Below are 24809 nucleotides of genomic sequence, written 5' to 3'. Positions count from 1 at the left end.
TGGCGTGCCGGCTGCGGCCGGCACGCTGCCAAGAGGAGAGATGTTTGCCATGAAGCGTAGGGAGTTCATCGCGGCCAGTGCCGCAGTCGCCGCCAGCAGCCTGCTGCCGCAGACCCCGGCATGGGCGCGCGGGCGCAAGGTGCGCCTGGCCATGATCGGTACCGGCATGCGCGGCCTGGTGCTGCTGAAGGAACTGGTGCGCCGCGACGACGTCGAGGTGGTCGCGCTGTGCGACATCGAGCCGATCATGCTCGGCCGTGCCATGGAGATGGTAGCCAAGGCCGGCAAGCCGGCGCCGAAGACCTACGGCCAGGACCGCGACACCCACGCCTGGAAGCGCCTGCTGGAACAGAAGGGCGTCGATGGCGTGATCATTGCCACGCCGTGGGAATACCACGCGCCGATGGCGATTGCCGCGATGCAGGCCGGCGTAGCCGTGGGCTGCGAAGTGGTGGCCGGCATCACCCTGCAGGACCACTGGGATGTGCTGAAGACCCAGCTGAGCACCGGCACGCCGTACATGCTGCTGGAGAACGTCTGCTACCGGCGCGACGTGATGGCCGCGCTGCAGATGGTGCGGCAGGGCCTGTTCGGCGAGCTGGTGCACCTGCAGGCCGGCTACCAGCACGACCTGCGCGGGGTGAAGTTCAATTCCGGCGACCCGAACCAGCCCTACGACAGCGGCGTGGAATTCGGCCCCAAGGGCTGGAGCGAAGCGCGCTGGCGCACCGAGCATTCGGTGGAGCGCAACGGCGAGTTGTACCCCAGCCACGGCATCGGCCCGTGCGCGATGTACACCGGCATCAACCGCGGCAACCGCTTCACCCACATCAATGCCTTCGCGACCAAGGCCCGTGGTCTGCACGAGTACACCGTGGCCAAGAGTGGCGGCACCACCCACCCCAGCACCCAGGTCAAGTTCAAGCTGGGTGACATCGTCACCACTACGCTGGCCTGCGAGAACGGCGAAACCATCCTGCTGCAGCACGACACCTCGCTGCCGCGCCCGTATTCGATGGGCTTCCGCGTGCAGGGCACCAAGGGCCTGTGGATGGACGTGAACCACTCGATCCACATTGAAGGCCGCAGCCCGCCGCACCAGTGGGAAGAGTTCAAGAAGTACCAGGACGAATACGAGCACCCGCTGTGGAAGCAGAATGCCGATACCGCCGCCAGTGCCGGCCACGGTGGCATGGACTGGTTCGTCATCCACGCCTTTGTGGAAGCGCTGAAGGCCAGGGCGCCGATGCCGATCGACATCTACGACGCGGTGACCTGGAGCGCGATCACCCCCTGAGCGAGCAGTCGATCGCCAACAGCTTCCAGACGCTGGAGTTCCCGGACTTCACCGCCGGTGCGTGGAAGCAGCGCAAGCCGATCTTCGCGTTCGACGGTAAATACTGATCTGCGTACCAACGGCAACGCCGGGCCATGCCCGGCGTTGCTGCATCCGCCGTATGCTGTGGCATCCATCAGGATGTGCAAGGGCAGACAGCGCATGCGATTGATGACCTTCACCTGCCCACTCTGCGCCGCCGCAGGCCAGCGGTTTCCACTGCACTCCGCAGGGAAACGCCAAGCGAGGACGGCTTGCCGCGGGTGTGGCGTGGTGCTGCGCTCGGACCCACGTCTGGGCATGCACACGCTCTATCTGCTGTACACACAGTTCATCGCCATGCTGGCTGTATTTCCCTTGATCTGGGCCTACACCCTGGGCCGATGGTTCTGGCTGGCCGCGATCTTGGCCCTGCTGTCGGTGCTGTGCTGGTTGCCCGGCATGATCAGGCACGCACGCAGCCGGATCTGCCGTGCCACACCGGACCCAAATCGAAGCTACGCTCGACGCATGCCCTAGGTGCAGGAACGGGGTGGAGCAGGGGAAGATGGCGCGCCCGGAGGGATTCGAACCCCCGACCAATGGCTTCGGAAGCCACTACTCTATCCGGCTGAGCTACGGGCGCGTTGTAGAACCGCCGCGCCGTCGGCCAGTGCCGGGGCGGGCATCGCAGCGCCATGAAGCGGTGCGGGACGGGCATTCTATCCAGTTTCGCCGAACAAATCTCCCCCGTCATGCAAAGCCCTGCCGGAGGGCCAGGAGTATCCTATCGGCATGGCTGATACCCCCTCACTTCGCCGCAGTCGCCGGCGACGCCGCGTTGGCGGCATTACTGGAGTCTGATGCGCGCTGATCGCCCGATCGGCACGTTGCTGCTGCTGTGGCCCACCTGGTGGGCGTTGTGGCTGGCTGCCGGCGGCCTGCCGCCGCTGTGGACCCTGTTCGTGTTCACCGCTGGCGTGTGGCTGACCCGCTCGGCCGGTTGCGTCATCAACGACTACGCCGACCGCTGGCTCGACCCGCACGTGGAACGCACCAAGGCGCGCCCGCTGGCCACCGGTGCGATCAGTGGCCGCGCCGCGCTGGCCCTGTTCGCGGTGCTGATGCTGGTGGCGTTCGGGCTGGTGCTGACCATGAACGGGCTGACCATCGGCCTGAGCTTCATCGGCGTGTTCCTGGCCGCCAGCTACCCGTACCTGAAGCGCTACACCCATCTGCCGCAGGTCTACCTGGGCATGTCGTTCGGCTGGGGCATCCCGATGGCGTTTGCCGCCGTGCAGGGTGAAGTGCCGATGCTGGGCTGGCTGCTGTATGCCGGCAACATCCTGTGGTCTACCGCCTACGACACCTGGTATGCCATGGTCGATCGCGAGGATGACCTGAAGATGGGCTCGCACTCCACCGCGATCCTGTTTGGCGACCTGGACCTGGTGATCCAGGGCGTGCTGTACGCGCTGTTCCTGGCCACCATGGCCCTGGTCGGCGTGCGCGGCGGGCTGGGCGGCTACTACCTGGCGGGCGTGGCGGTGGCCACCGCGCTGGTGGTGTACGAGTTCTGGATCTGCCGCAAGCGCGAGCGCGGCCCGTGCTTCAAGGCGTTCCTGCACAACAACTGGGTGGGTGCCGCGCTGTTTGCCGGCATCGCCGTGGACCTGGCGCTGCGTTGAGCCCAGCGGCCGGCACTACCGGGGTAGCGTCGAGCTTGCTCGACTGCTCTTCGCGCCCAAGCCAGAGCAGTCGAGCAAGCTCGACTCTACGACCAATAGGCGACTGACAGCCTGCAGCCCACCGCCCAGAATCCGCTCATCGAACCTGGGAGGGTAGGTGATGGCCTCGACGGCAGCAGTACAGGACGGCTGGATGGCGCGCGCGGCGTTGCGCTCGGCCGCCTGGGCGGAAAAGTGGTTCCCCGATGCGTATGTGTTCGCGGTGCTCGGCGTGGTCATCGTCGCGCTGGCCGCGATGAGCTTCGGCTCGACTCCGCAGGCCACCGCCATTGCCTTCGGCGACGGCTTCTGGAGCCTGATTCCGTTCACCATGCAGATGGCCTTCGTGGTCATCGGCGGCTACGCGGTAGCCACCGCGCCGGTGGTCGCGCGCTTCATCGATTTCCTGGCACGGGTGCCGCGTACCGGTCGTGGCGCGGTGGTCTACGTCGGCCTGATCAGCATGCTGGCCTCGCTGCTCAGCTGGGGCTTCTCGCTGGTGTTCGGCGGCCTGCTGGTGCGCGCGCTGGCCCGCCGCAGCGAACTGCGCATGGATTACCGCGCCGCCGGTGCTTCGGCCTACCTGGGGCTGGGCGCGGTGTGGGCGATGGGCTTGAGTTCGTCGGCCGCGCAGCTGCAGGCCAACCCGGCCAGCATGCCGCCGGGGCTGGTCGAGATCACCGGCGTGTTGCCGTTCACCGAAACCATCTTCCTGTGGCAGTCGATCGCACTGACCGCGGCATTGATCCTGGTCTCGCTGCTGATTGCCTGGCTCACCGCGCCGGCTGCCGGTAGTGCGCGTACCGCCGAGGATTTCCCCGGCGCCGCACAGGCCGAGCCGGAACCGCTGCAGCAGCGCACCCGTCCTGGCGAATGGCTGGAGTACAGCCCGCTGCTGACCGTGCTGCTCTCGTTCCTCGCCTTTGGTTGGCTGTTCAACGAGTTCGCCAACAAGCCGCTGGTCACCGCCATCGCCAACCTCAACACCTACAACTTCCTGTTCATTTCGCTGGGCCTGCTGCTGCACTGGCGCCCGCGCAGCTTCCTCAACGCGGTGGCCAAGGCAGTGCCGAGCACCACCGGCGTGCTGATCCAGTTCCCGCTGTACGGCGGCATTGCAATGATCCTCACCCACGCCGCCGGCGGTGACGGGCAGACGCTGGCGCACCGGCTGTCGAGCCTGTTCGTACACGTGGCCAGCACCGATACCTTCGCGCTGGTGATGGGCGTCTACTCGGCGGTGCTGGGCTTCTTCGTGCCGTCCGGTGGCGGCAAGTGGATCATCGAGGCACCGTACGTGATGCAGGCCGCCAACGAACTGAAGGCGCACCTGGGCTGGGCGGTGCAGGTCTACAACGCCGCCGAAGCGCTGCCGAACCTGATCAATCCGTTCTGGATGCTGCCGCTGCTGGGCGTGCTGGGCCTGAAGGCGCGCGACATCGTGGGCTTCACCTTCATCCAGCTGCTGGTGCATATCCCGCTGGTGCTGGGCCTGCTGTGGTTGCTGGGCATGACCCTGACCTATGTGCCGCCGGTGATGCCCTGAAGCCGATCCGTTCAGCGCGTGTTTCCACCCGCATAAGCCATGAATGCGTGCCCGGCTGACCCGGGCATGAGCACATGCCGAACCCGCATGAATCCTTCAGTGGCTTGTGCCGCAAGGGTTCGCGCGTGTTCATTCACGCCCGTACACATGGATGTAGCCGCGCACCCACGCGTGATTAACCAACCGCTGCAGACGATGGCCACGTCCACCGCATTCCGCGCGTGGCTTTGGAGATCGGACATGGCACAGCAGAACCAGAACCCGAACCAGAAGCAGCAGGGCCAGCAGAACCAGCAGGATCAGCAGCAGGGCCGTGGCCGCGACCAGCAGCAGCAACAGCAGCAGGAACAGCAGAAGCGCAACCAGAACCAGCAGCAGGGCGGCCACGACGAAGAAGAATGACCGCGCCGCACGCGCAGTGTGACCGCTGAAGCCCCGCCCTGTGCGGGGCTTCGCTTGTTCCAGTTCGCTTATTCCAGCACGCCGACGCGCTGCAGTACCGGCGTGGCCGACATGTCGTTGGGGTTGGTGCCGGGCTGGTCCTGCGGCACGTCCATGCCCATGCCGCGGTACAGGTCGACCCAGTGCTGGGCGATCTGGCCGGTCTGCGCATTGCGGAAGTTCATCGGCTGCAATGCGAACACGTGGTGCGCCCGGAACGCGCGCTCGATGAAGTCCGAGCAGTAGTAGCTGTCCTCGTTCAACACATACGACGTGTTGTACGGCTTGCCCAGCATCGTGCGCGCGGTGGCCACCGCATCCTCGATCGCGTTCCGCTCCGGTGCACGCAGGCGATAGACCACAATCTGCCGCTGCTTGGCCTGCGCCTCCTGGCGGAACGCGGACAGCGGTTGCCGGCGCGATCCCTTCTCGTCGGCATGCAGCACTTCCCAGCCCTTCGCCGTGGCAGCCAGCAGGGCCACGTGGTCGAAGCCGGTGCTGCCCTGCGTGCCGGTGGCATCGTCGATGGCCGCGCTCAGGCCGCTGTGGCCGGCAGTGACGAACAGCAGGTCGCCTTGGTGGAGGTCGACGGCCATCGCCACGGTCGGCCACAGCGCGGGCAGCAGCAGGCCGATCAGGAGCAGGACGCGATGCATGGGAGTCCCGGACAGGTGGAATGCTGCAAGTGTAGGGCGCGCGGTAGCATGGGGCGACCGAACCGGATTCAGGATGATCCCATGCGTCGCTATCGCGCATCCGCTGTACTGGTGCTTGTCGCAGGGCTGGGTGCGGCGGCCTGCACACCTGCTCCGCAGGCGCTTCCCGCCGAAGCCGCGTCCGCCGCACCGGCGCCGGCGACCACGGCCGCCGTGGTGCAGCGCGCACCGGCGCGCGCGAGCGCGGACTGCCCATACCCGGAGTTCGATGCCTTCCTGGCGCACTTCGGCAGCGAGATCGCGCTGCAGGAAAAAGCCACCGCCGATCCACTGCTGGACAGTTACATCGACCCCGAGGCCGAACCCGAACCGCGCAAGGTGGAAAGCCGTCTGGCGCTGGCCGACGTCGAATGGCCGGTGATGCCCGATCCGGCCGCATTGGCCGGGCAGGGGCGCGAACTGCAGGTCAGCACGCTGGCCGATGGACAGCGCCAGGTACAGATCCGCACGCCGGACAGCAGCGACCAGCAGACCTATACCTTTGCGCAGGCGCCGTGCTGGACGCTGGTCAAGCGTGAGGATGAGGCGATCTGATGCCTGACCCGCACAGGCGGGGAAGGCGGATGGCTGCTAGGCTCGACGCCTGGTCCAGGCAGGGAGATGCCGATGCACGCTCGCAGGATGCGCACCACCACCGCCATCGCCGTGCTGCTGGCGATGGCGCCTTTCACCGGCCTGGGCGCGCAGTCGTTGCGCGCCGACGACCGCGCCTACTTCGCCAGCGCCCCGGCTGAACAGACCGCCCGTGAGGCACTGGGCAAGCAGCTGGAGACCCTGCAGCACGCGGCCGGCATCGCGCCCGAGGAGCGCTTCCAGCAGGCCGAGGCGATGCAAGCGCAGTGCCTGCGCCATCACAGCTACCTGCACCTGCAGGCCGCCCGCAATGCGCGCGATCATCGCCCGGCACAGGCGCTGGACGAGGTGATGGGGCTGTGCAGCCGCATCGCCCGTACCGGCCGCGCCGCGCTGCGCGAGGTGCCTGCGGACGCTGCCTGGGCGCGGCCCTATGGCTTGCTTCGCGCGCGTGCGCTGAAGGAAGCCGCCGCCCCGGTCAACCCCGCGCTGGAGCAGGCCGTGGATGCCCTGGCCGATCCTGCGCTGGACAGCTTCGCGCGCCTGCGTGGGCAGATCCTGCGCACGGCCGAGTACCCGCAGATCGAACGCGACGGGCAGCACTGGGATACCGGGCGCGACAGGCAGGTGCTGGCCCAGCATCGCGACCGCGCTGCGCGAGGCCGGTTGGAAGGGCTACTGGCAGGGCCTGCAATCGCGCCGCGAACCGATGGCCTCGGTGCTGCTGGGCCTGGTGCAGGTGAACGATGCGACCGCGCGCCTGCAGGGGCAGGGTTCGGCACCGGCGCGGGGCTATCAGCACATGGGCCTGGATGCAGCGACGGTGGACGCCACGTTGCGGGCGATCGAACAGCATGCCGGGGATCGTCGCGCCTACCAGGACATGCTGCTGCGCCACGCGGCGCAGTCCGGCATCGATGCACCACAGATCTGGGATACCACGGTGCCCGACGCCGGGTATACGCCGCCGGTGCTGACACGGGCGCAGCTGCGCGACAACGCCGCAGAAGCGATGCAGGTTCTCGGGCCGGCGTACGTCGCCGAACTGCGTGCGCTGCTTGATCCGGCCAACCACCGTATGGATCTGGCCACCGAGCGTGGCGACCGCAGTGCGGATGCGTTCCCGATCAATGCCCCCGGCGCGCCGTCGATGCTGTTCGTCGGCGTGCGCAGTGGCGATCTGGAAAGCGACGTCGAGATCACCCACGAAGCCGGCCATGCCCTGCACGGTGAGTGGATGCAGCGTGGCCATGCATCGCCGCTGCAGCGCAACGGCAGCCCGTGGCTGACCGAGGCGTTCGCCATCTACAACGAGCTGCGCTTCCGCGACCGGTTGTACCAGCAGGCGCAGGACCCCAGGGCCAGGGCCTACTACCTGAAGTCACTGCTGGACGACATGGTGCTGCAGCTGTTCACCTCGTCCGAGGAAGCGCAGCTGGAGCAGTCGATCTACCAGGGCGTGGCCGCCCAGTCGCTGGGCACTGCCGATGACCTTGATGCCCTCACCGGGCAGGTGCTGGCGCGCTTTGGCCAGCAGCCGGAGCGCTACCCACCGCTGCGCAGCAGCTGGATCAGCAAGCGCCTGATGTACGACGACCCGAACTATCTGGTCAATTACCTGTATGCGGGTCTGCTGGCGGTGCAGTTCTATGTGCAGGATCAGCGCGACCCGGAGGGCTTCCGCCAGCGCTATCTGGCCGTGCTGGGCGAAGGCTTTGATCGCGCGCCGAACGAACAGGTGGCCCAACTGCTGGGGCAGACACCGGATTGGCCGACTCTGGTGGAGGCCGATCTGCAGGTGTTCAACCAGTTGGCCGCACAGCTGCGGGCACTGCATGCGCGGATCGAGCAGGGGCAGGGTGCATGAGCGGGCCGCGCGCGGTGAAGCGGACCCGGGCCACGGTATGGCTGTGGCTGCTGCTGTGCCTGTTGCCGCTGGGGGGATGGCCGCCGTTGCGGTGCCTGCGCTGGATGATCCGGTGGTGGACAGCGCCCATGCGTTGTCGGCGGACACCCGCAACACGCTGCATACGCAGGCGCTACAGCTGCAGGCGCGCACCGGCGCGCAGCTGCAGGTGCTGGTGGTCGACCACGTTGGCGAGGAGGGCATCGAAGCGTATGCACAGCGCGTGTTCGAGCAGTGGCAGCTGGGCCGCGACGGTGTCGATGATGGCGTGTTGCTGCTGGTGGCCGTGCAGGACCGCCGCGTGCGCATCCAGACCGGCTACGGCCTGGAAGGCGCGATTCCCGATGCCTACGCTGCGCGCATCATCGACAAGGCGATCGTGCCGCGCTTCCGCGAAGGCGACCTCGACCAGGGCCTCCTGGAAGGAACCAAGGTGCTGGTCGCGCTGATCGACGGCGAGGCGCTGCCGGAATGGGAAGAGCCGTCGGCACGCAACGTGCTCCCACCGGACTGGCGCAGCGCCGATTCGGTGGTTGCACTGACGCTGCTGGCCGGCTTCCTCGCCGGTCTGTGGCGTTCGCCGTCCACACGACCGGCGGCAAAGACAGCGGACGACTTCGCACGCAGGCATCGCGAGCGCCGGCGCGGAACATCGCCGGCGGCCACCCCGGCGCAGGCGCGAGCGAAACGGTTGCCGGCCTGGGGCCGCCCGATGCTGGTGACCGCTGTCGTGGCCATGGGGATGCTGGCGGCGGCGCTGTGGGCGCCCCGGGCTGCGCTGGCGGCGCTGTGCTTCGTGCTGGCGCTGTGCGTACCGGTGGTGAGCCTGCTCGGCTGGTGCTGGCGTCGTAGCCGCGCGCTGCGCGTGGTGTTGCTGGGCCTGCTTGCGGTCAGTGTGGGCTTCTTGGTGGTGATGCTGCTGCGGGGCCAGTTGCCGCCCAGCCTGGCCCTGCACACGCTGCTGGACCTGGCCGTGGGCATTGCCGCGATGCTGGTGTTTTTCCTCGTACAGGCCGGCCGCGCGCGCTGGCACAAGGATCGCCGCAGCTTTGCACTGCGGTTCGCGGTGTTGTTGCTGCTGAGCGCTGGCTACGCGCTCTGCGCACTGCTGGCCATCGAACGGGCCGAGCCGGCTGCACGTCTTGCGGCAACAATCGGCTGGAGTGCGGGCACGCTGCTGCTGTACTTCGTGTGGATCTTCACCCTGCTGCCGGCTGACAGGGTGCGCGGTGGCCGCGGCTCATCCGCTGGCCAACGCAGCACCTCCAGCAGCACATCGTCCAGCGCATCCTCAAGCAGTTCCAGCAGTTGGTCCGGGGCGGCGGCCGCAGCGGTGGCGGTGGTGCGTCGGGCAGCTGGTAGTTCAGGCTGCCCGTACCCGCCAGCCCAGCGCAACGTCTTCCACAACACCGGGGCCCGCCACATCGCCGACCTGAAGCTGCAGGCCCTGTGCATTGGGCAGGTCCTTCTGTTCCGGGAACCAGCGGCGATCGGCCGCCACCACGATCAGCAGGCCCTCGTCGTCGCCCATGGGGGCGAACTGCGCCGAAGGTGGGCTGATCGGCTGCAGGCCGAAGTGCAGGTGGGACTGCTCGCGCACCGCATCAACATCATGGCTGGGCAGGCCAACCTCGCTCAGGCAGGTCAGCTCGCTGCCGTGGAAAGCGCCTGCGCGCGTACTGGCCGGCAGGCGGCGGCGACCGATCAGCTCCAGGATCAGGCCGTCGGGGCCGGTGAAGTACACCGACTGCGACTGCCAGCTGCTTTCCAGCGCGAAGTAGTCCAGCCCGGCAGGATTGCGCTGCAATGGCGTGCGCTCGCGCAACCAGGTCATCGCCTCGCCGAAGCGGTTGTCGGGCACATTGAAGGCCAGGTGCACGCCACCAACCGGTCGCCCCTCGGCCGGTTGCAGTTCGATCGTGCTCCAGCCGATGTGCACATGGTGGCCGACCACGCGCTGTTGCAGCACATCGTGGAAATACGCAGCGACCGCGCTTACATCGGACACCGGCAGCGTGAGGTGCAGCAGACGCATGGCCCATCCTCCCTGTATGCATCTACTGTAGCGCCGCGCCCTGCCCGGCGGCCACTAGCGCAGGGCATCGCTGAAGAAACGTTCTGTCGCATCAATCGTCTGTGCGTGGGTCTGCGCCTTCGGCACGACGGTGCTGCACAGCGCCGCCAGCCGTTGCCGGCCGGGTGCAGTGCACTCGGACAGGAAATCGTAGTGGCCAACATCCGGCAGGCGCGTCAGCGTCGCACCCGGAATCATTGCCTGCGCAGCGTTGCCATTGCTCGCCGGTGGGGCAACCTTGTCAGCGTCGCCCAGCAGGATCGACACCGGCTGCCGCAAGGAGGACAGCTGTTCAGGCGCGAATGCCTGCACGATGGCCGGTGCCAGCAGGAACACCGCCCGCACGCCGGGAATCGTGCGTGACCTGTCGGCCTCGGCGATCCAGGCAGCGAGCGCGGGCGAAGCCGCAGCGGCCAGGCGTGCTTCCATTGTGTGCGTGGCGGCTTCCTGCTGCGGTTGGCACACGCCGTCATCGGGATGCGCGCGACAGAATGCCAGCAGGCGTTGCAGATCCGGGCGTGCGCCGGCGGCCAGCAGCGCCGTGTAACCGCCGGCGGAGAAGCCGACCACGCCCAGCCGTTGGGCGTCGATATGGGGTCCCAGAATCGGATCGGCCTTCACCGCCGCCAACGCGGTGCGCAGATCGTCCGCGCGCAGCCAAGTGAGCAGGCTGCCGGGTAGGGTCATCTCATCGGCACCGTTGTTGCCGGGATGATCGACCGCAATCACCAGATAGCCGGCGCGCGCCAGCGCCGTGCCCAACCAGCCCATCATGCGTGCACTACCACCATTGCCATGCGACAGCAGCAGCGTCGGCAGGCGCTCGCCGGCGACCGGAGCCGCCATCGCCGCGCGGCCGACATCGAACAGCGGCGCATCGGGTGGGCCGATGGTCAGGGCGGTTTCCCGGCTGCGGGCCGGCGCTGGATACCAGACCGTGTAGCGCAGGCTGTCGCGGTGCTGCGCATCGCGCACCGCGGCGCTGGCCACGGTCGTGCTGCCGTGGCGTTCGCCGGCCACCCGTACGCCGTCGGCATGGGCGCAAAGGGAGGCTGTCATCAGCAGCACGCCGAAGGCCGTGGTTCTCATGTGCATATCCACTTCCATGTCAGCAGGGGCGTTCGTCCACGGGCAACCAGATCTCCACGCCGCCGTGGCCGGTGTGCTCATCGAAGCGGGTGTCGTAGCGTTCCAGGTCCGGCGCATCGGCCAGGCTGAGGCCGGAGCCGGGCAGGTAGTGGTCCAGCAGCCAGAACCAGGTCGAACGGATGGCCGAGATATGCCCAGCATGCCAGGCCACCAGATAGCGTCGTGCGGGCACGTCCACGCGCTGCCAGTGCGCAGGCACAGGGCGAAGCGAGCCCACCGGCAGCGCGGCGATGTAATCGAAGCCGCCGTCGTCGTCGCTGTTGCAGCACACGCCGAAACTGACGGGTGCAGGCGTCGGCCACTCGCGGTTGAGCTGGGCCCACTGGCCGGGAATCGCACCGCCACTGTCGCGGGTATGGCGCATGCCGATGCCGGCCAGCTGGAAGGCGGGTGTGTCCAGCAGGCGCGGCGCCTGCGTACAGGCGGTCGGCGCATCGTCCACGCGGATCGCCTGCACCAGCGCCAGCCCATCGGTGCCCTGTTCGCGCACCCGTTCAGGGGTCTGCCCGAACTGTTCGCAGAAGGCGCGGGTGAACGCGGCATGGGTGGTGTAGCCGGCGCCCAGCGCCACCTGCAGGATGTCGCCCGCACCGTTGGCCAGGCGCTGCGCGGCAGCGGTCAGTCGCCGTCCACGCAGGTAGCGCACCACCGACGTGCCGGTGCGGGCCTGGAACAGGCGCGACAGGTGGAACGGCGACAGTCCGGCCGCCGCAGCGATATCGGCCAGTGCCAGCGGCAGATCCGCATGGGTTTCGATGTACCACAACGCCTTGCCTGCCGCGCTCATCCTGCCGTTCCCCGATTTCAATGCCGGGCACAGTAGCGGATCGACGGGCGCGGCGTTTAGCAGTTCTTGCGCATCGCTGGCACCGAGCTGTCGCACTGACGTCATGCCTCCTTCACAGATCGCACCGAGACTGCGCGCCTTGTCCAGCCCTGCACAGTCCGCATTGGCGCTGGCCCTGTCGCGTTCTCCCGGAGCCCTGCCGTGCATCGTTCGAAGCTTTCGCGTTCCATCCTCCTTGCCCTTTCCATGGCCAGCGCAGGAGGCGCGATGGCAGCGGAGGCCGATGCCAGCAGTGGCACCCGCGCCGCGCCGACCCAGCTCGATGCGATGCTGGTGACCGGCACCCGCGCCTCCAACCGCACCCAGTTCGAAACGCTGGCACCGGTGGATGTGTTCAGCAAGGAAGACATCAAGTCCGTTGAATCCACCGACCTGAAGGACGTGCTGGCGCAGCTGGTGCCATCGTTCGTGGTGCAGCGCCTGCCGATGGCCGATGGCCAGGTGTTCGTGCGCCCGGCCACGCTGCGCGGTCTGTCGCCGGACCAGACCCTGGTACTGGTCAATGGCCGCCGCTTCCACCGCAGCGCGCTGCTCGGCAACCGCGGTGCGCAGGCGGCCGACCTGGCGCAGATTCCGACCAGTGCGATCAAGCGCATCGAAGTGCTGCGCGATGGTGCATCGGCGCAGTACGGCTCGGACGCCATCGCCGGTGTCATCAACATCATTCTCGAAGACGGCCCCGGCACCGAGATCACGGCCGGCTATTCGCAGTATGCGCAGGGCGATGGCGCGTCGCGCGACTTCAGTGCGCGCACCGGCTGGTCGCTGGGTGACTACGGCAGCCTGGTACTGTTCGCCGAATCGTCCAACTCCGATGCCACCTCGCGTACCCGCCAGCGCCCGGATGCCATCGCCTTCCAGGCCGGGCACCCCGAACTGGCCGTGCCCAACCCGGTGCAGCGCTGGGGCCAGCCGGAGCTGGAAAGCCGACGCGTCGGCTTCAACGTGAAGGCCAACGCCAGCGATACGCTGGAGCTGTATGCGTTCGGCCTGTACAGCCGCAGTGATGGCGTCAGCGATTTCAACTGGCGCAACCCGGACACCACCACCGGTGCCTACCGCACCACGCCGATCTTCCCGGGTTGGAACCTGCGCTCGATCTATCCGGTGGGCTTCAGCCCGCAGTACGGCAACGTGCAGAACGATCTGCAGCTGGTGGCCGGCGTGCGTGGCGAGATCACGCCGAAGCTGCGCTGGGATGTCAGCGCCTCGTATGGCCGCAACGCCATCGACTACAGCCTGAAGAATTCGATCAATGCCTCGCTCGGCCCGGCCAGCCCGACCGCGTTCGATCTCGGCCGCCTGACCCAGACCGAGAAGAACGCCAACGCCGATTTCAACTACGAATGGGATGTGGGCGCGCTGTCCAAGCCGATCAACGTCGCCTTCGGTGGCGAGTTCCGCCAGGAGACCTACCAGGTACGCGCCGGCGACCCGGCGTCGTACGCGGTGGGTCCGGGCGCCGTGGCCGGCCTGGAGGCCAATGCCAATGGCGCACCGGGCTTCTCGGCCAGCCAGGCCGGGCAGTGGAGCCAGCGCAGCAAGGCTGCCTACGTGGATATGGAAGTGCCGCTGGGCGAGCGCTGGAGCATCGGCGCGGCCAGCCGCTACGAGGACTTCTCCAGCTTCGGCAGCACACTGGATGGCAAGCTGTCGGCGCGCTTTGCGATCACCCCGGATGTGGCTCTGCGCGGCACCGTGTCGACCGGCTTCCGCGCGCCCACGCCGGCCCAGCTCAACACCACCAGTACCAGCCAGGGTCTGGACACGCGCACGCTGCAGATCTTCACCAGTGGCCGCCTGTCGCCGAACGATCCGCTGGCGCAGCTGCTCGGTGCCAGGCCGCTGAAGCCGGAAGAATCGCGTACCGCCTCGCTGGGCCTGACCTGGCGCACCGACCTGGGCCTGTCCGGTTCGGTGGATGTCTACCAGATCAAGCTCACCGACCGCTTCAGCCAGTCGGCCAGCTTTGCCATCCCGGCCGGCACACCGAATCCATTGGGCTACACCTCGGTGAACTTCTTCACCAACGATTTCGATACCACCACCACCGGTGTGGACGTGGTGGGCAATTACCTGCGTGATCTCGGCGCCGGCCGCATGACGCTGACCCTGGCCTACAACTACAACCGCACCCGCGTGGACAATGGCAGCACCTCGGTGGCCACCAACGAAACCCAGCGCGTGCTGTTCGAAGACCGCCTGCCCGAGCACAAGGGCAGCCTCACCGGCAGCTGGGACATCGGCGCCTGGTCGCTGATGGCGCGCATGCGTTACTACGGTGCCTGGACTGATTCCAGCGGCAACGCGGTGGGCGACATCTACCAGCGCTTCGGCGCGATGAGCTTCCTCGACCTCGCCGTGGGCTATCGCATCAACGAACACCACAGCCTGCGCGTCGGCGCCGACAACGTGTTCGACCGCTATCCGGATGAGGCCACCTTCCAGGCCAGCCGTGGCCTGGTGTATTCGCGCAATGCGCCGTACGACACCGATGGTGCCAATCTGTACGCGCAGTATCGGCTGACCTTCTGATGGACCGCCGTCGCCGCAACCTGCTGCGTGCCGGTGCCTTGCTGCCGGCGGCGGCCGCTCTGTCTTCACTGCCTGCCACGGCGGCTGCGCGTTACGCTGCACCCATGCAGATTCCCGCAACGACCGTGGCGCCGGACGTGCTGGCCCGCGATGAAGATTACTGGTCCGCCGTGGCCAGCCACTTCGACATCACCGACGAAGTGAACCACCTGGAGAACGGCTACTGGGGCGCGATGGGGCGCGAGACGCTGGCCAGCTACCAGCGCCATACGGCCGAGGTGAACCGTGGCAACGCCTGGTATGGGCGCCGGGAATTCCCGGCGCAGTACATGGCAGTGCAGCGGCAGGTGGCCGAACTGCTGGGCGTGGGCAGCGACGAGATCGCGCTGACCCGGGGTGCCACCGAGGCGATGCTGGCGCTGATCGGCGGCTACAACCGCCTGCAGCCCGGCGACCAGGTGCTGTATGCCGACATCGACTACGACAGCATGATCGGCGCGATGCGCTGGCTGCAGCAGCGCCGTGGCGTGCAGGTCGAGCGCATCGCGCTGCCGGCGGTGCCGGACCACACGCAGATCGTGCAGGCCTATGAGGCGGCGTTCGCACGGCTGCCACGCCTGAAGCTGGTGCTGCTGACCCAGGTCAGCCATCGCCACGGGCTGGTGCTGCCGGTGGCGGAGATCGCCGAGCGTGCCCGCGCACGCGGTATCGATGTGATCGTCGATGCCGCGCACGGGTTCGGCCAGATCGATTACGCGGTGCCGCAGCTGAAGGCCGATTTCGTTGGCATCAACCTGCACAAGTGGATCGGTGCGCCGGTTGGTGTCGGTGCGATGTACGTGCGCAACGGACGCGTGGCGGATCTGGACCCGTACATGGGCGAGACCGACGATGGCCGCGTCGGCAGCCGGGTGCATACCGGCACGGTCAACTTTGCCGCCTACCTGGCGTTGCCGGAGGCGATCGCATTGCACCAGCGCATCGGCGCGGCCAACAAGCAGGCGCGCCTGCGCTACCTGCGCGAACGCTGGACGGCACCGGCGCGGCAGATGGCGCATATCGAAGTGTTGTCGTCACCCGACCCGGCCTTGGCCAGTGCGTTGGCCAGCTTCCGTCTGCGCGGGCGCACCAGCGTGGCCGACAACATCGCATTGCAGAAGCGGCTGCTGGATGAACATCGGGTGTTCACCACCCATCGTGATGGATTGGAATCGGGCGCCTGCGTGCGGGTGACACCGTCGGTGTTCACCCGGCCGGCGCAGATGGACGCGCTGGTGCAGGCGCTGGCCGCGTTGGCCTGACCCTGCTTTGGTGGGTGCCAACCTTGGTTGGCACATTCCAACCGTGCCGGGGAATCTTCCGCCGGCCAGCGGCCGGCACTACCGGTCGATTGCCGGCAACGCGTCCGACAACAACAGCCGATCAATCCGACGCAACGCATTCTCCAGCTGCCGGCGGTCGGCCGCCAGGCCCAGCGACAGTCGAACGCCATTGTGATGCTCCACTCCCGGCGGGCAGAATGCCGATGACGGCGCGATCGCCAACCCCTGCAGCTGTGCAGTACGCACCAGCGTGGCATCGGTCCAGGGCGCTGGCACCCGGCACCAGGCATGCAGGCCTTCTGCACGCACCAGCAGCGAGGGTGCCAACAGATAGCGCGCCATGCCGATGCGCTCGCGCGCCTCGCTGCGTACCTGCGCCAGCAGCGATTGCGCTGAGCCGTCCAGCAGCAACTGGCTGGCCAGCGCCGAGACCAGCGGGTGACCCATCAGGCGGGTGGCCCTCAGCGCCGAGGCCATCGCATCGGCCTGCGTGCTGCCCGGGCAGCGCACGAAGGCGGTGCGCAACCCCGGGCTGATCACCTTGGACAGGGTTGCCACATGAAACACATGGCGCGGGGCCAGCACCGCCAGCGGTGTCGGTGCATCTTCAGCGAGATGCCAGTACGGATCATCCTCGATCGCCAGCAGACCCTCGCGTTCCAGCACGCGTGCCAGCGCTTCGCGCCGCTGCAGCGGCAACGTCAGCGCGGTCGGGTTCTGGCAGGTGGGGTTGAGATAGACCAGCCGCGCGCCGCTTTCGCGTGCCTGCCGGGCCAGCGCGTCGGGGCACATGCCGTGTTCGTCGTTGACCACCGGCAGCAGTCGCCGCCCGAGTGCGGCAGCCGCCTGCAGCAGGCCCGGATAGACCAGCGCATCGCACAGGATGGTATCGCCATCGCGGCCCTGGCTGACCAGGATGGCGGCCAACGCCACCTGCGCGCCTTCGGTCAGCAGCAGGCAGCTGTCGTCCACCGCGCCGAGCATCGGCTGCAGCCAGCGTGCCGCCGCGTGGCGATCGGTCGGGTTGCCGCCGCCCAGGTGATACGTCATCAGGTTCGGTGCATTGCTGCGCGCAAGCACGGCGGCGGCGCCACGGCGCAGGGTCTCGGCCAGCGCGTCGGCATCGGGCACCGGTGGCACGTTCATGCTCAGGTCCACCCGCTGCTCGAAGCCGGCCTTGGGCGGTGCGATGAAGCTGCCCTGCGGTCCGCGCGCCTCGATCAGGCCGCGCTTGCGTGCTTCATCGAAGGCGCGGGTGACGGTGGTCAGGTCGATGCCCAGCTGCTGCGCCAACGCGCGCTGCGACGGCAGGCGCTGGCCCGGCGCAAGGCCGCCACGGCGCACCGTGCGTTCCAGCGAATTGACGATGCGCAGGTAGATCGGCCCGCTGTGCGCGAACACGTCCTGCACCCATTCGCGCGCTGCGACATCCGGTCGCGGCATGTACGGAGCATGTCGGGGCGTATCGTTGCTTCCAACGGCGGGAGCCTGTCCATAACCATCGGTCGGTTCGGACAGGTGACCGCCGTTGTTGTTTGCGGCGGCCACGCCACCCGGAGCCAGTGATGTCATTGCGCGTCCTCAGCGCTTGGCCTGCCATGGGCAGTAGCAGCCCACGGCCAGCAGTCCTTTCGGGCGCACGGTTTCGCCGCGCACCAGTTTGTCCAGCAGTGGTTCGACGAAACTGTTGGCCGAGTTGCAGACCATGCCGATGCTGTACGGGCCGGCATAGGCCAGGTGGCCCTGTCGGTCCCAGATCGCCACGGCCGGGCTGGCCGGGATGTGCTCGATCCCTTCGAGGGTCGGCAGGGTGATCACCTTGCTGCGCAGCGGCTCGGGCAGCTCGCCCTGGGTGCCGGGGCGGCGGATCGCATAGAAGTCGATGCCGGCGCGGCGGTACATGCTGATCAGGTAGCTCAGGTGTGCACCGGTCTCCCGGTTGCAGACCGCACATGCCGGGTCCCAGAAATGCACCACGCGGATGCGGCCGGTATTACCGGCCAGATCGGCTGGCAGGCGCAACTGCGCGTCGTCGAAGACGATGGCCTGTTCGGCGAAGGTCGATTGCGCGCTGTAGCCGAAGTACTGCCACAGCGCAGCCGCAACGCCGGCCATGAACAGGCAGGCGAGGGCGATCATCGCCGGCAGCAGCCAGCGACGGCGCGGCGCGGCTGCGCCCATCAGGAATCTTCCCGACCGAACTTGTGCACGTACTGCTTGCGCATCTCGCGGCAGGAATCGGCCTGCGCGCGACGCTGGATCTCGCTACGCGACGGATCCTCGCTGCGCTGCACGCACTGCTCGATGGCGTGGCGCTCGGCGGCCTGCACGCTGGCGGTCTGCGGTTGCAGGCAGACCCAGGCCAGCGCGGCCAGCATCAACACCACGAAGCCACCACAGGCGGCCATGACCAGGTGGAACCTCAGTTTCTCGGCGCGCATCGATGCACGTCCCTTCATCCATACATTGCATACAAAATATCACTTTGTATGGATATTACGCCATGCGGGCCGATCAGACGATGGCGCTGTGCCGGGCCTCGGGCGCTTCAGACAGGATCTCGTTCAGCTTGGCCAGCGCCCCGGCGAGGGTGCCCTGGTCGACGGCGCCGCCCAGCGACAGCCGGATCGCGTTGCCCTGCGGCGGCTCCTCCACGCTGAAGGCATCGGAGCTGGCGATGCCCAGCCCTTGTTCCTGCGCAGCCTGGATCAGCCGGTACTGGTCCAGCCGTGGCGGCAGCGGCAGCCACACGTGCAGGCCGGCCGGGTGCGCGCGCGCGCGGAGGGCAGGTACTGCGCGGCAATGGCCTGGCGTTCGCGCAGCTCCTGCTGGAAGCGCTGCACCATGTCCTGGGCCTGGCCGCTGTGGATCCACTGCGAGGCCACGGCCACCATCGACTGGGTCGGCATCAGCGCGATCGCGCGCAGCGCGTCCAGCACCGGCTCCATCGGCTCGCCGCCCGGCACTACCAGGTAGGCGGTGCGCAGGCCCGGCGCCAGACATTTGGACAGGGTGGAGATGTAGTAGACCGGGCAGCCGGCATCGCGCTGCGCGGCCAGCGGCGGTGCGGCATCGCCAGCCAGCAACCAGTAGGGATCGTCTTCGATCACGGTCAGATCGTGGCGCCTGGCGACCGCCAGCAGGGCCTGCCGGCGCTGCGCCGACATGGTTGCCGTGGTCGGGTTCTGGATGGTCGGCACCAGGTACAGCAGGCGCGGCCGGCGCAGCTGGCAGGCCTCCTCCAGCGCGTCGGGCAGCATGCCCTCGGCGTCCATCGCCACCGGCACCACGCCCCGTTGCAGCACGCGCGCGGCGGCCAGCAGGCCGGGGTAGGTCAGCGGTTCGGCGGCAATCAGCTCGCCCGGCTGGGTACGGGCCAGGATCAGCGCGCACAGCGCGGTCTGCGCGCCGGGGCAGATCACCACCTGGTCGGCACCCACCGTGCCCAGCATCGGCGCCAGCCACTGCACGGCGGCGGCGCGGTCCTCGCGGCTGCCGGCACCGACGTGGTAGCTCATCAGTTCGCCCTGGCCCAGCTGCTGGCCCAGGTGCTGGAAGCCGGCCTCCATCCCCTGCGCGAACGGCGTGCTGCCCAGCAGCGGCGGGATGTTCATGCTCAGGTCGACCGAGGTGCTGCGGTTGCCGGCCGACAGCGCGATGAAGGTGCCGCCGGCGCCCTGCGCGTCCAGCAGCCCGGCCTGGCGCAGCTCGGCGAAGGCGCGGGTGACGGTGGTCAGGTCGACCCCGACCTGCTGGGCCAGATCACGCTGCGGCGGCAGGCGGTCGCCCGGGCGCAGCACGCCATCATCCACCGCCTCGCGTACCTGCTGGGCAATCTGCAGGTACAGCGGTCCGCCGCCCTCGCGGAAGGGGCGAACCCAGGTCCGGTTGGGGTGTTTCAGGCGGCGGCCGGCGGCAGGAGGCGTCATCGGTCAGATTTTTCCATACGTGCGAGTGCACAAGTCCATACAATGATGTATCTTGTATGGGCTTGATTGGAGTGGATCGCCTGCTTGTAGGCGACCTCGTACCCACAGTGTAGCCGCTCCACGCCCGGGCGCTGCGCGCAGGCGGGCCGGTCAAGCGCGCTTCTTCAACAGGGTTGACCTCCAATGAATATCTGCTGGAACCGCATCCGCCTGGCGCTGCTCGCCCTGGCCTGCGTCGGCCTGTCGGGCTGTGACTGGGTGCTGCTGGATTCGAAGGGCATGGTCGGGCTCGCCCAGCGCGACCTGATCCTGATCTGCATCGGCCTGATGCTGATCGTGGTGATACCGGCCATCGTGCTGACCTTCGTCTTCGCCTGGCGCTTCCGCGCCGGCAACACCAAGGCGAAATACACGCCGGACTGGTCGCACTCCACCAAGGTGGAGATCGTGGTCTGGGGCGTGCCGCTGATCATCATCGCGGTGCTGGCGGTGATCGTGTGGAAGTCCACCCACGAACTGGACCCGTACAAGCCGCTGGACGTGGCCGGTGAACCGCTGCACGTGGAGGTGATCGCCACCGACTGGAAGTGGGTGTTCGTCTATCCGGACCTGGGCATCGCCACGGTCAACCAGCTCAACTTCCCGGCCAATCGCCCGCTGGCGTTCAACATCACCTCCAACTCGACGATGAATACCTTCTTCATCCCGCAGCTGGGTGGGCAGATCTACGCGATGGCCGGCATGCGCACGCAGCTGCACCTGATCGCCAACGAGCCGGGCCAGTTCCGCGGCATGTCCGGCAATTACAGCGGGCATGGCTTCTCGAACATGAAGTTCATCGCCACCGCCAGCAGCAACGAAGACTTCGAGCGTTGGGTGGCCGAGGTGCGCAGCGCGCCGGACGCGCTCAGCTTCACCCAGTTCAAGGCGCTGGCCGCACCGTCGAAGAACGCACCGGTGCAGCACTTCTCCAGTGTTGAACCGCTGCTGTTCAAGAAGGTCATCGACCAGTTCATCGGTGTCGGTGAGAACACCACTGCCGCGGCCCCGGCTGGCGCTGCCGCTGGCGTCCAGGTTTCCCAGGAGTAACGAACATGTTGGGCAAATTGACGTGGGAGGCCGTGCCACTGCACGAGCCGATCGTGGTGGTCACCTTGGCGGCGATGGTGCTGGGCGGCCTCGCGCTGCTGGGCGCGGTGACGTACTTCAAGCTGTGGGGCCCGCTGTGGCGCGACTGGTTCACCACCGTGGACCACAAGAAGATCGGCATCATGTATGTGGTGGTGGCGCTGGTCATGCTGGTGCGTGGCTTTGCCGACGCGCTGATGATGCGCGCGCAGCTGGCGGCGGCCGGGCCGGGCAGTGACGGCTTCCTGCCGCCCGAACACTACGACCAGATCTTCACCGCGCACGGCGTGATCATGATCTTCTTCGTGGCCACTCCGTTCGTGGTCGGCCTGATGAACATCATCGTGCCGCTGCAGATCGGCGCGCGCGACATGGCGTTCCCGTTCCTCAACGCCTTCAGCTTCTGGATCTTCGTGGTCGGCGCGGCGCTGATGATGATCTCGCTGGGCGTTGGCGAATTCGCCATGACCGGCTGGGTGGCCTATCCGCCGCTGTCGGGCATCGAGTTCAGTCCAGGCGTGGGTGTCGATTACTACATCTGGGCATTGCAGGCCTCGGGCATCGGCACCTTGCTGACCGGCGTCAACCTGTTCATCACCATCCTGCGCATGCGTGCGCCGGGCATGACCCTGATGAAGATGCCGGTGTTCACCTGGACCGTGCTGGTCACCAGCGTGATCATCATCGCTGCGTTCCCGATCCTGACCGTGGCGCTGGGCGCGCTCACCCTGGACCGCTACCTGGACTTCAACTTCTACACCAACACGTTGGGTGGCAACCCGATGATGTACGTGAACCTGGTGTGGGCCTGGGGCCATCCGGAGGTGTACATCCTGGTGCTGCCGGCGTTCGGCATCTTCTCTGAAGTCACCGCCACGTTCGCGCGCAAGAAGCTGTTCGGCTACAAGTCGATGGTCGGCGCCACGCTGGCGATCGGCATCCTGTCGTTCGTGGTCTGGCTGCACCACTTCTTCACCATGGGCTCCGGTGCCAGCGTCAATGCCTTCTTCGGCATCATGACGATGATCATCGCCATCCCCACCGGCGTGAAGATCTTCACCTGGCTGTTCACCATGTACGGCGGCCGCGTCGAGTTCAGCGTGCCGATGCTGTGGACCATCGCCTTCCTGGTCACCTTCACCATCGGTGGCATGACCGGCGTGCTGCTGGCCATTCCGGGCGCGGACTTCCTGCTGCACAACAGCCTGTTCCTGGTCGCACACTTCCACAACACCATCATCGGTGGCGCGCTGTTCGGCTACCTGGCCGGCTTCGTCTACTGGTTCCCGAAGGTGTTCGGCTTCACCCTCAACGAGCGCCTGGGCAAGTGGTCGTTCGCCTGCTGGGTGATCGGCTTCTACCTGGCCTTCATGCCGCTGTACATGCTCGGCTTCATGGGCATGACCCGTCGCATGAACCAGTACGACAACCCGGCGTGGACGCCGTACCTGATCGCCGCCTTCATCGGTGCACTGTTCGTGTTCGCCGGCATCATCCTGATGCTGGTGCAGATCTACGTCAGCGTGCGTGACCGCAAGCGCAACCTGGACCTGACCGGCGACCCGTGGAATGCACGCACGCTGGAATGGGCCACGCCGTCGCCGCCGCCGTTCTACAACTTCGCCGTGGTGCCCAAGGCCGACGAGCTGGACGCCTTCCATGAAGCGAAGAAGCGTGGGTTGCCGCCGCCGCCGAAGAAGTACGCACCGATCCACATGCCGAAGAACACTGGCGTGCCGCTGATCCTCAACATCTGGATCCTGGTGCTGTGCTTTGCCCTGGTCTGGCACATCTGGTGGATGGCCGCGGCCAGCTTCATCGCGATGATCGTGACCCTGATCGTGCGCTCCTACGATGAGGACGTGGATTACTACGTCAGCTCCGAAGAGGTGGCGCGCACCGAAGCGGCCAATCTGGCCAAGCTGAAGGAGGTACGCGCATGAACCTGTTGACCCGCCCGGAGCTGGCCAGCAACACACAGGTGCACGAGGACCTGCACGCGCACGACCACGCCCACGAGCAGGGCGGCATGAAGGTGTTCGGCATGTGGGTGTACCTCATGTCCGACCTGGTGCTGTTCGGCTCGCTGTTCGCCTCGTATGCGGTGCTCAGCACCGCCTACGCTGGCGGCCCGACCGGCAAGGAGTTGTTCTCGCTGCCGTTCGTGATGACCGAAACCTTCCTGCTGCTGGTGTCCAGCATCACCTACGGCCAGGCCGTGCTGGCGATGCATCGTCACGATGCCTCGGCGGTGCTGCGCTGGCTGGGCGTGACCTTCGTGCTCGGTGCCTCGTTCATCGGCATGGAGATCTACGAGTTCTCGCACCTGATCCACGAAGGCGCGGGCCCGAGCACCAGTGCTTACCTGTCGGCGTTCTTCGCGCTGGTCGCCACCCACGGCCTGCACGTGGCCAGTGGCTTGATCTGGATGGCGGTGGTGATGCACCAGGTGTACCGCCGGGGCCTGACCCCGACCAACATCACCCGCATCTCGTGCCTGAGCCTGTTCTGGCACTTCCTGGACCTGGTGTGGATCTGCGTCTTCACCTTCGTCTACCTGATCGGAGCCTTCTGACATGGCCCACGTCGAAACCTCGCGCGCCGGCAATGCACACGGCTCCACCAAGTCCTATCTGATCGGCTTCGTGCTGTGCGTGCTGCTGACCGTGGTGCCGTTCGCGCTGGTGATGAACCCGGTGCTGTCGCGGCCGCTCACGCTGTTCCTGCTGGTGGGCTTCGCGGTGGCGCAGATCCTGGTGCAGCTGGTGTTCTTCCTGCACATGGACCGCAAGTCCGAAGGCGGGTGGAACCTGGCCAGCTTCGTGTTCACCCTGGTGATCCTGTTCATCGTCGTCGCATTGTCGGTCTGGATCATCTGGAGCATGCACTACCACATGATGATCAACTGAGCCTGCGACCCGTGAAAGGCATTGCGTTCCCCCATCGTGGCCTGCGGCTGGCCGCAGGCCTGCTGCTCGGGCTGCTGGCCGGCTGCAGCGCGCAGTCGCGCATGGACTTCTATTCCAAGGACATCGCCTGCGAGGAACTCGGCCAGCAGTGGTCGATGCCCGACAGCCACGGCACCGTACGTGGCCCGAAGGATCTACAGGGCCAGGTGACCTATCTGTTCTTCGGCTTCACCAGCTGCCCGGATGTGTGCCCGACCACGATGGTCGAGCTGGGCCAGGTCAAGCACCTGATGGGCAAGGATGCCGACCAGCTGCAGGTGGTGTTCGTCAGTGTCGACCCGGCCCGCGATACGCCCGAGGTCGCGCGCACCTATGTGGAAGCGTTCGACCCCAAGGCGATGGCATTGGTCGGCAACGAAGCGCAGCTGGCCGCGATGGCCAGCGACTTCAAGGCGTTCTACGAGAAGGAACCGGGCCAGCTGCCCGACACCTACACCATGAGCCACATCGCCGGTGGCTACGTGTTCGATCGCCAGGGCCGCCTGCGCCTGTTCGCGCCCTACGGCATGCCGGTGGAGAAGCTGTTCTCCGATGTGCAGCGCCTGCTGCTGGAACCGGCTCATCCGGCCGCCGGCAACGACGCACTGGCCAGCTGCAGCCTCAAGCACACCGGCACACTCGCCGCCCGCTGA

19 protein-coding genes, 1 tRNA gene and 4 pseudogenes are annotated in these 24809 nt (G+C 67.2%); 15 read left to right on the top strand and 9 right to left on the bottom strand.

Annotation, left to right across the window (positions count from 1 at the left end; translation table 11 throughout):
* The first annotated feature begins 49 nt into the window (after window positions 1-49).
* A pseudogene (locus tag N4G47_RS18470) lies at window positions 50-1404 on the top strand (Gfo/Idh/MocA family protein).
* 232 nt (window positions 1405-1636) lie between these two features.
* Window positions 1637-1855, top strand: a complete 219-nt coding sequence (locus N4G47_RS18465) for a hypothetical protein (RefSeq protein WP_475289345.1) — start codon at window positions 1637-1639, stop codon at window positions 1853-1855.
* A gap of 29 nt (window positions 1856-1884) precedes the next feature.
* Here N4G47_RS18465 and N4G47_RS18460 read toward each other — a convergent pair.
* Window positions 1885-1961 (bottom strand) — tRNA-Arg (locus N4G47_RS18460).
* 217 nt (window positions 1962-2178) lie between these two features.
* Between N4G47_RS18460 and ubiA the strand changes: the two genes are divergently transcribed.
* From ubiA to N4G47_RS18445, 3 genes are all read left to right on the top strand, one after another.
* Window positions 2179-3003, top strand: a complete 825-nt coding sequence (gene ubiA, locus N4G47_RS18455) for a 4-hydroxybenzoate octaprenyltransferase (protein ID WP_475289341.1) — start codon at window positions 2179-2181, stop codon at window positions 3001-3003.
* A gap of 160 nt (window positions 3004-3163) precedes the next feature.
* Complete coding sequence (locus tag N4G47_RS18450; RefSeq protein ID WP_475289337.1) at window positions 3164-4588, top strand: short-chain fatty acid transporter; 1425 nt, start codon at window positions 3164-3166, stop codon at window positions 4586-4588.
* 240 nt (window positions 4589-4828) lie between these two features.
* Window positions 4829-4990, top strand: a complete 162-nt coding sequence (locus N4G47_RS18445) for a hypothetical protein (protein WP_010482135.1) — start codon at window positions 4829-4831, stop codon at window positions 4988-4990.
* 68 nt (window positions 4991-5058) lie between these two features.
* Here N4G47_RS18445 and N4G47_RS18440 read toward each other — a convergent pair whose 3' ends face one another.
* The gene (locus N4G47_RS18440; protein WP_475289333.1) at window positions 5059-5685 is read right to left on the bottom strand and encodes a YiiX/YebB-like N1pC/P60 family cysteine hydrolase; all 627 of its coding nucleotides are present in this window, start codon (window positions 5683-5685) and stop codon (window positions 5059-5061) included.
* A gap of 81 nt (window positions 5686-5766) precedes the next feature.
* Between N4G47_RS18440 and N4G47_RS18435 the strand changes: the two genes are divergently transcribed.
* The 3 genes and pseudogenes from N4G47_RS18435 (at window position 5767) to N4G47_RS18425 (ending at window position 9586) form a co-directional block, all read left to right on the top strand.
* On the top strand, window positions 5767-6279 hold the full coding sequence (locus N4G47_RS18435) for a hypothetical protein (protein ID WP_475289330.1): 513 nt from the start codon (window positions 5767-5769) through the stop codon (window positions 6277-6279).
* A gap of 72 nt (window positions 6280-6351) precedes the next feature.
* Window positions 6352-8185, top strand: a pseudogene (locus N4G47_RS18430) (M3 family metallopeptidase).
* A pseudogene (locus N4G47_RS18425) lies at window positions 8182-9586 on the top strand (TPM domain-containing protein). Before N4G47_RS18430 ends, N4G47_RS18425 begins: the two co-directional pseudogenes overlap by 4 nt.
* A gap of 1 nt (window position 9587) precedes the next feature.
* On the opposite strand, the gene N4G47_RS18420 reads toward N4G47_RS18425, so the two are convergent.
* Genes N4G47_RS18420 through N4G47_RS18410 form a run of 3 tightly spaced genes read right to left on the bottom strand, consistent with a single transcriptional unit; the run spans window position 9588 to window position 12234 of the window.
* The gene (locus tag N4G47_RS18420; protein ID WP_475289328.1) at window positions 9588-10259 is read right to left on the bottom strand and encodes a VOC family protein; all 672 of its coding nucleotides are present in this window, start codon (window positions 10257-10259) and stop codon (window positions 9588-9590) included.
* Between the two features lie 54 nt (window positions 10260-10313).
* On the bottom strand, window positions 10314-11357 hold the full coding sequence (locus N4G47_RS18415) for an alpha/beta hydrolase family protein (protein ID WP_475289977.1): 1044 nt from the start codon (window positions 11355-11357) through the stop codon (window positions 10314-10316).
* Between the two features lie 49 nt (window positions 11358-11406).
* On the bottom strand, window positions 11407-12234 hold the full coding sequence (locus N4G47_RS18410) for an AraC family transcriptional regulator (protein WP_475289325.1): 828 nt from the start codon (window positions 12232-12234) through the stop codon (window positions 11407-11409).
* A gap of 201 nt (window positions 12235-12435) precedes the next feature.
* On the opposite strand from N4G47_RS18410, the gene N4G47_RS18405 reads away from it, so the two are divergent.
* The gene (locus N4G47_RS18405; protein ID WP_475289323.1) at window positions 12436-14829 is read left to right on the top strand and encodes a TonB-dependent receptor plug domain-containing protein; all 2394 of its coding nucleotides are present in this window, start codon (window positions 12436-12438) and stop codon (window positions 14827-14829) included.
* Window positions 14829-16130: an aminotransferase class V-fold PLP-dependent enzyme gene (locus tag N4G47_RS18400; RefSeq protein WP_475289320.1), complete on the top strand. Its 1302-nt coding sequence runs from the start codon at window positions 14829-14831 to the stop codon at window positions 16128-16130. The genes N4G47_RS18405 and N4G47_RS18400 overlap by 1 nt, the downstream gene beginning before the upstream one ends.
* 78 nt (window positions 16131-16208) lie before the next feature.
* Here the strand turns inward: N4G47_RS18400 and N4G47_RS18395 are convergent, their stop codons facing one another.
* From N4G47_RS18395 to N4G47_RS18380, 4 genes and pseudogenes are all read right to left on the bottom strand, one after another.
* Window positions 16209-17723 carry an aminotransferase-like domain-containing protein gene (locus tag N4G47_RS18395; RefSeq protein ID WP_475289316.1) on the bottom strand — a complete coding sequence of 505 codons (1515 nt, stop codon included), beginning with the start codon at window positions 17721-17723 and terminating at the stop codon, window positions 16209-16211.
* 9 nt (window positions 17724-17732) lie between these two features.
* On the bottom strand, window positions 17733-18332 hold the full coding sequence (locus N4G47_RS18390) for a DUF6436 domain-containing protein (protein ID WP_475289312.1): 600 nt from the start codon (window positions 18330-18332) through the stop codon (window positions 17733-17735).
* The gene (locus tag N4G47_RS18385) at window positions 18332-18610 is read right to left on the bottom strand and encodes a hypothetical protein (protein WP_249842587.1); all 279 of its coding nucleotides are present in this window, start codon (window positions 18608-18610) and stop codon (window positions 18332-18334) included. The genes N4G47_RS18390 and N4G47_RS18385 overlap by 1 nt, the downstream gene beginning before the upstream one ends.
* A gap of 55 nt (window positions 18611-18665) precedes the next feature.
* Window positions 18666-20080, bottom strand: a pseudogene (locus tag N4G47_RS18380) (aminotransferase-like domain-containing protein).
* A 183-nt stretch (window positions 20081-20263) separates the two neighbouring features.
* Here N4G47_RS18380 and cyoA point away from each other — a divergent pair.
* Genes cyoA through N4G47_RS18355 form a run of 5 tightly spaced genes read left to right on the top strand, consistent with a single transcriptional unit; the run spans window position 20264 to window position 24809 of the window.
* Window positions 20264-21169, top strand: a complete 906-nt coding sequence (cyoA, locus tag N4G47_RS18375) for a ubiquinol oxidase subunit II (protein ID WP_475289307.1) — start codon at window positions 20264-20266, stop codon at window positions 21167-21169.
* A 5-nt stretch (window positions 21170-21174) separates the two neighbouring features.
* A complete protein-coding gene (gene cyoB / locus N4G47_RS18370; RefSeq protein WP_475289303.1) occupies window positions 21175-23151 on the top strand; it encodes a cytochrome o ubiquinol oxidase subunit I in 1977 nt (658 codons plus the stop codon).
* Window positions 23148-23783: a cytochrome o ubiquinol oxidase subunit III gene (cyoC, locus tag N4G47_RS18365; protein ID WP_475289301.1), complete on the top strand. Its 636-nt coding sequence runs from the start codon at window positions 23148-23150 to the stop codon at window positions 23781-23783. Before cyoB ends, cyoC begins: the two co-directional genes overlap by 4 nt.
* 1 nt (window position 23784) lies before the next feature.
* Complete coding sequence (cyoD, locus tag N4G47_RS18360) at window positions 23785-24117, top strand: cytochrome o ubiquinol oxidase subunit IV (protein WP_475289299.1); 333 nt, start codon at window positions 23785-23787, stop codon at window positions 24115-24117.
* An 11-nt stretch (window positions 24118-24128) separates the two neighbouring features.
* Window positions 24129-24809 carry an SCO family protein gene (locus tag N4G47_RS18355; RefSeq protein ID WP_475289296.1) on the top strand — a complete coding sequence of 227 codons (681 nt, stop codon included), beginning with the start codon at window positions 24129-24131 and terminating at the stop codon, window positions 24807-24809.

It is taken from the genome of Stenotrophomonas sp. GSD10 (assembly GCF_056172695.1).
The sequence above is the reverse complement of the archived record's forward strand: the minus strand, read 5'-3'. Positions and strand labels throughout refer to the sequence as shown.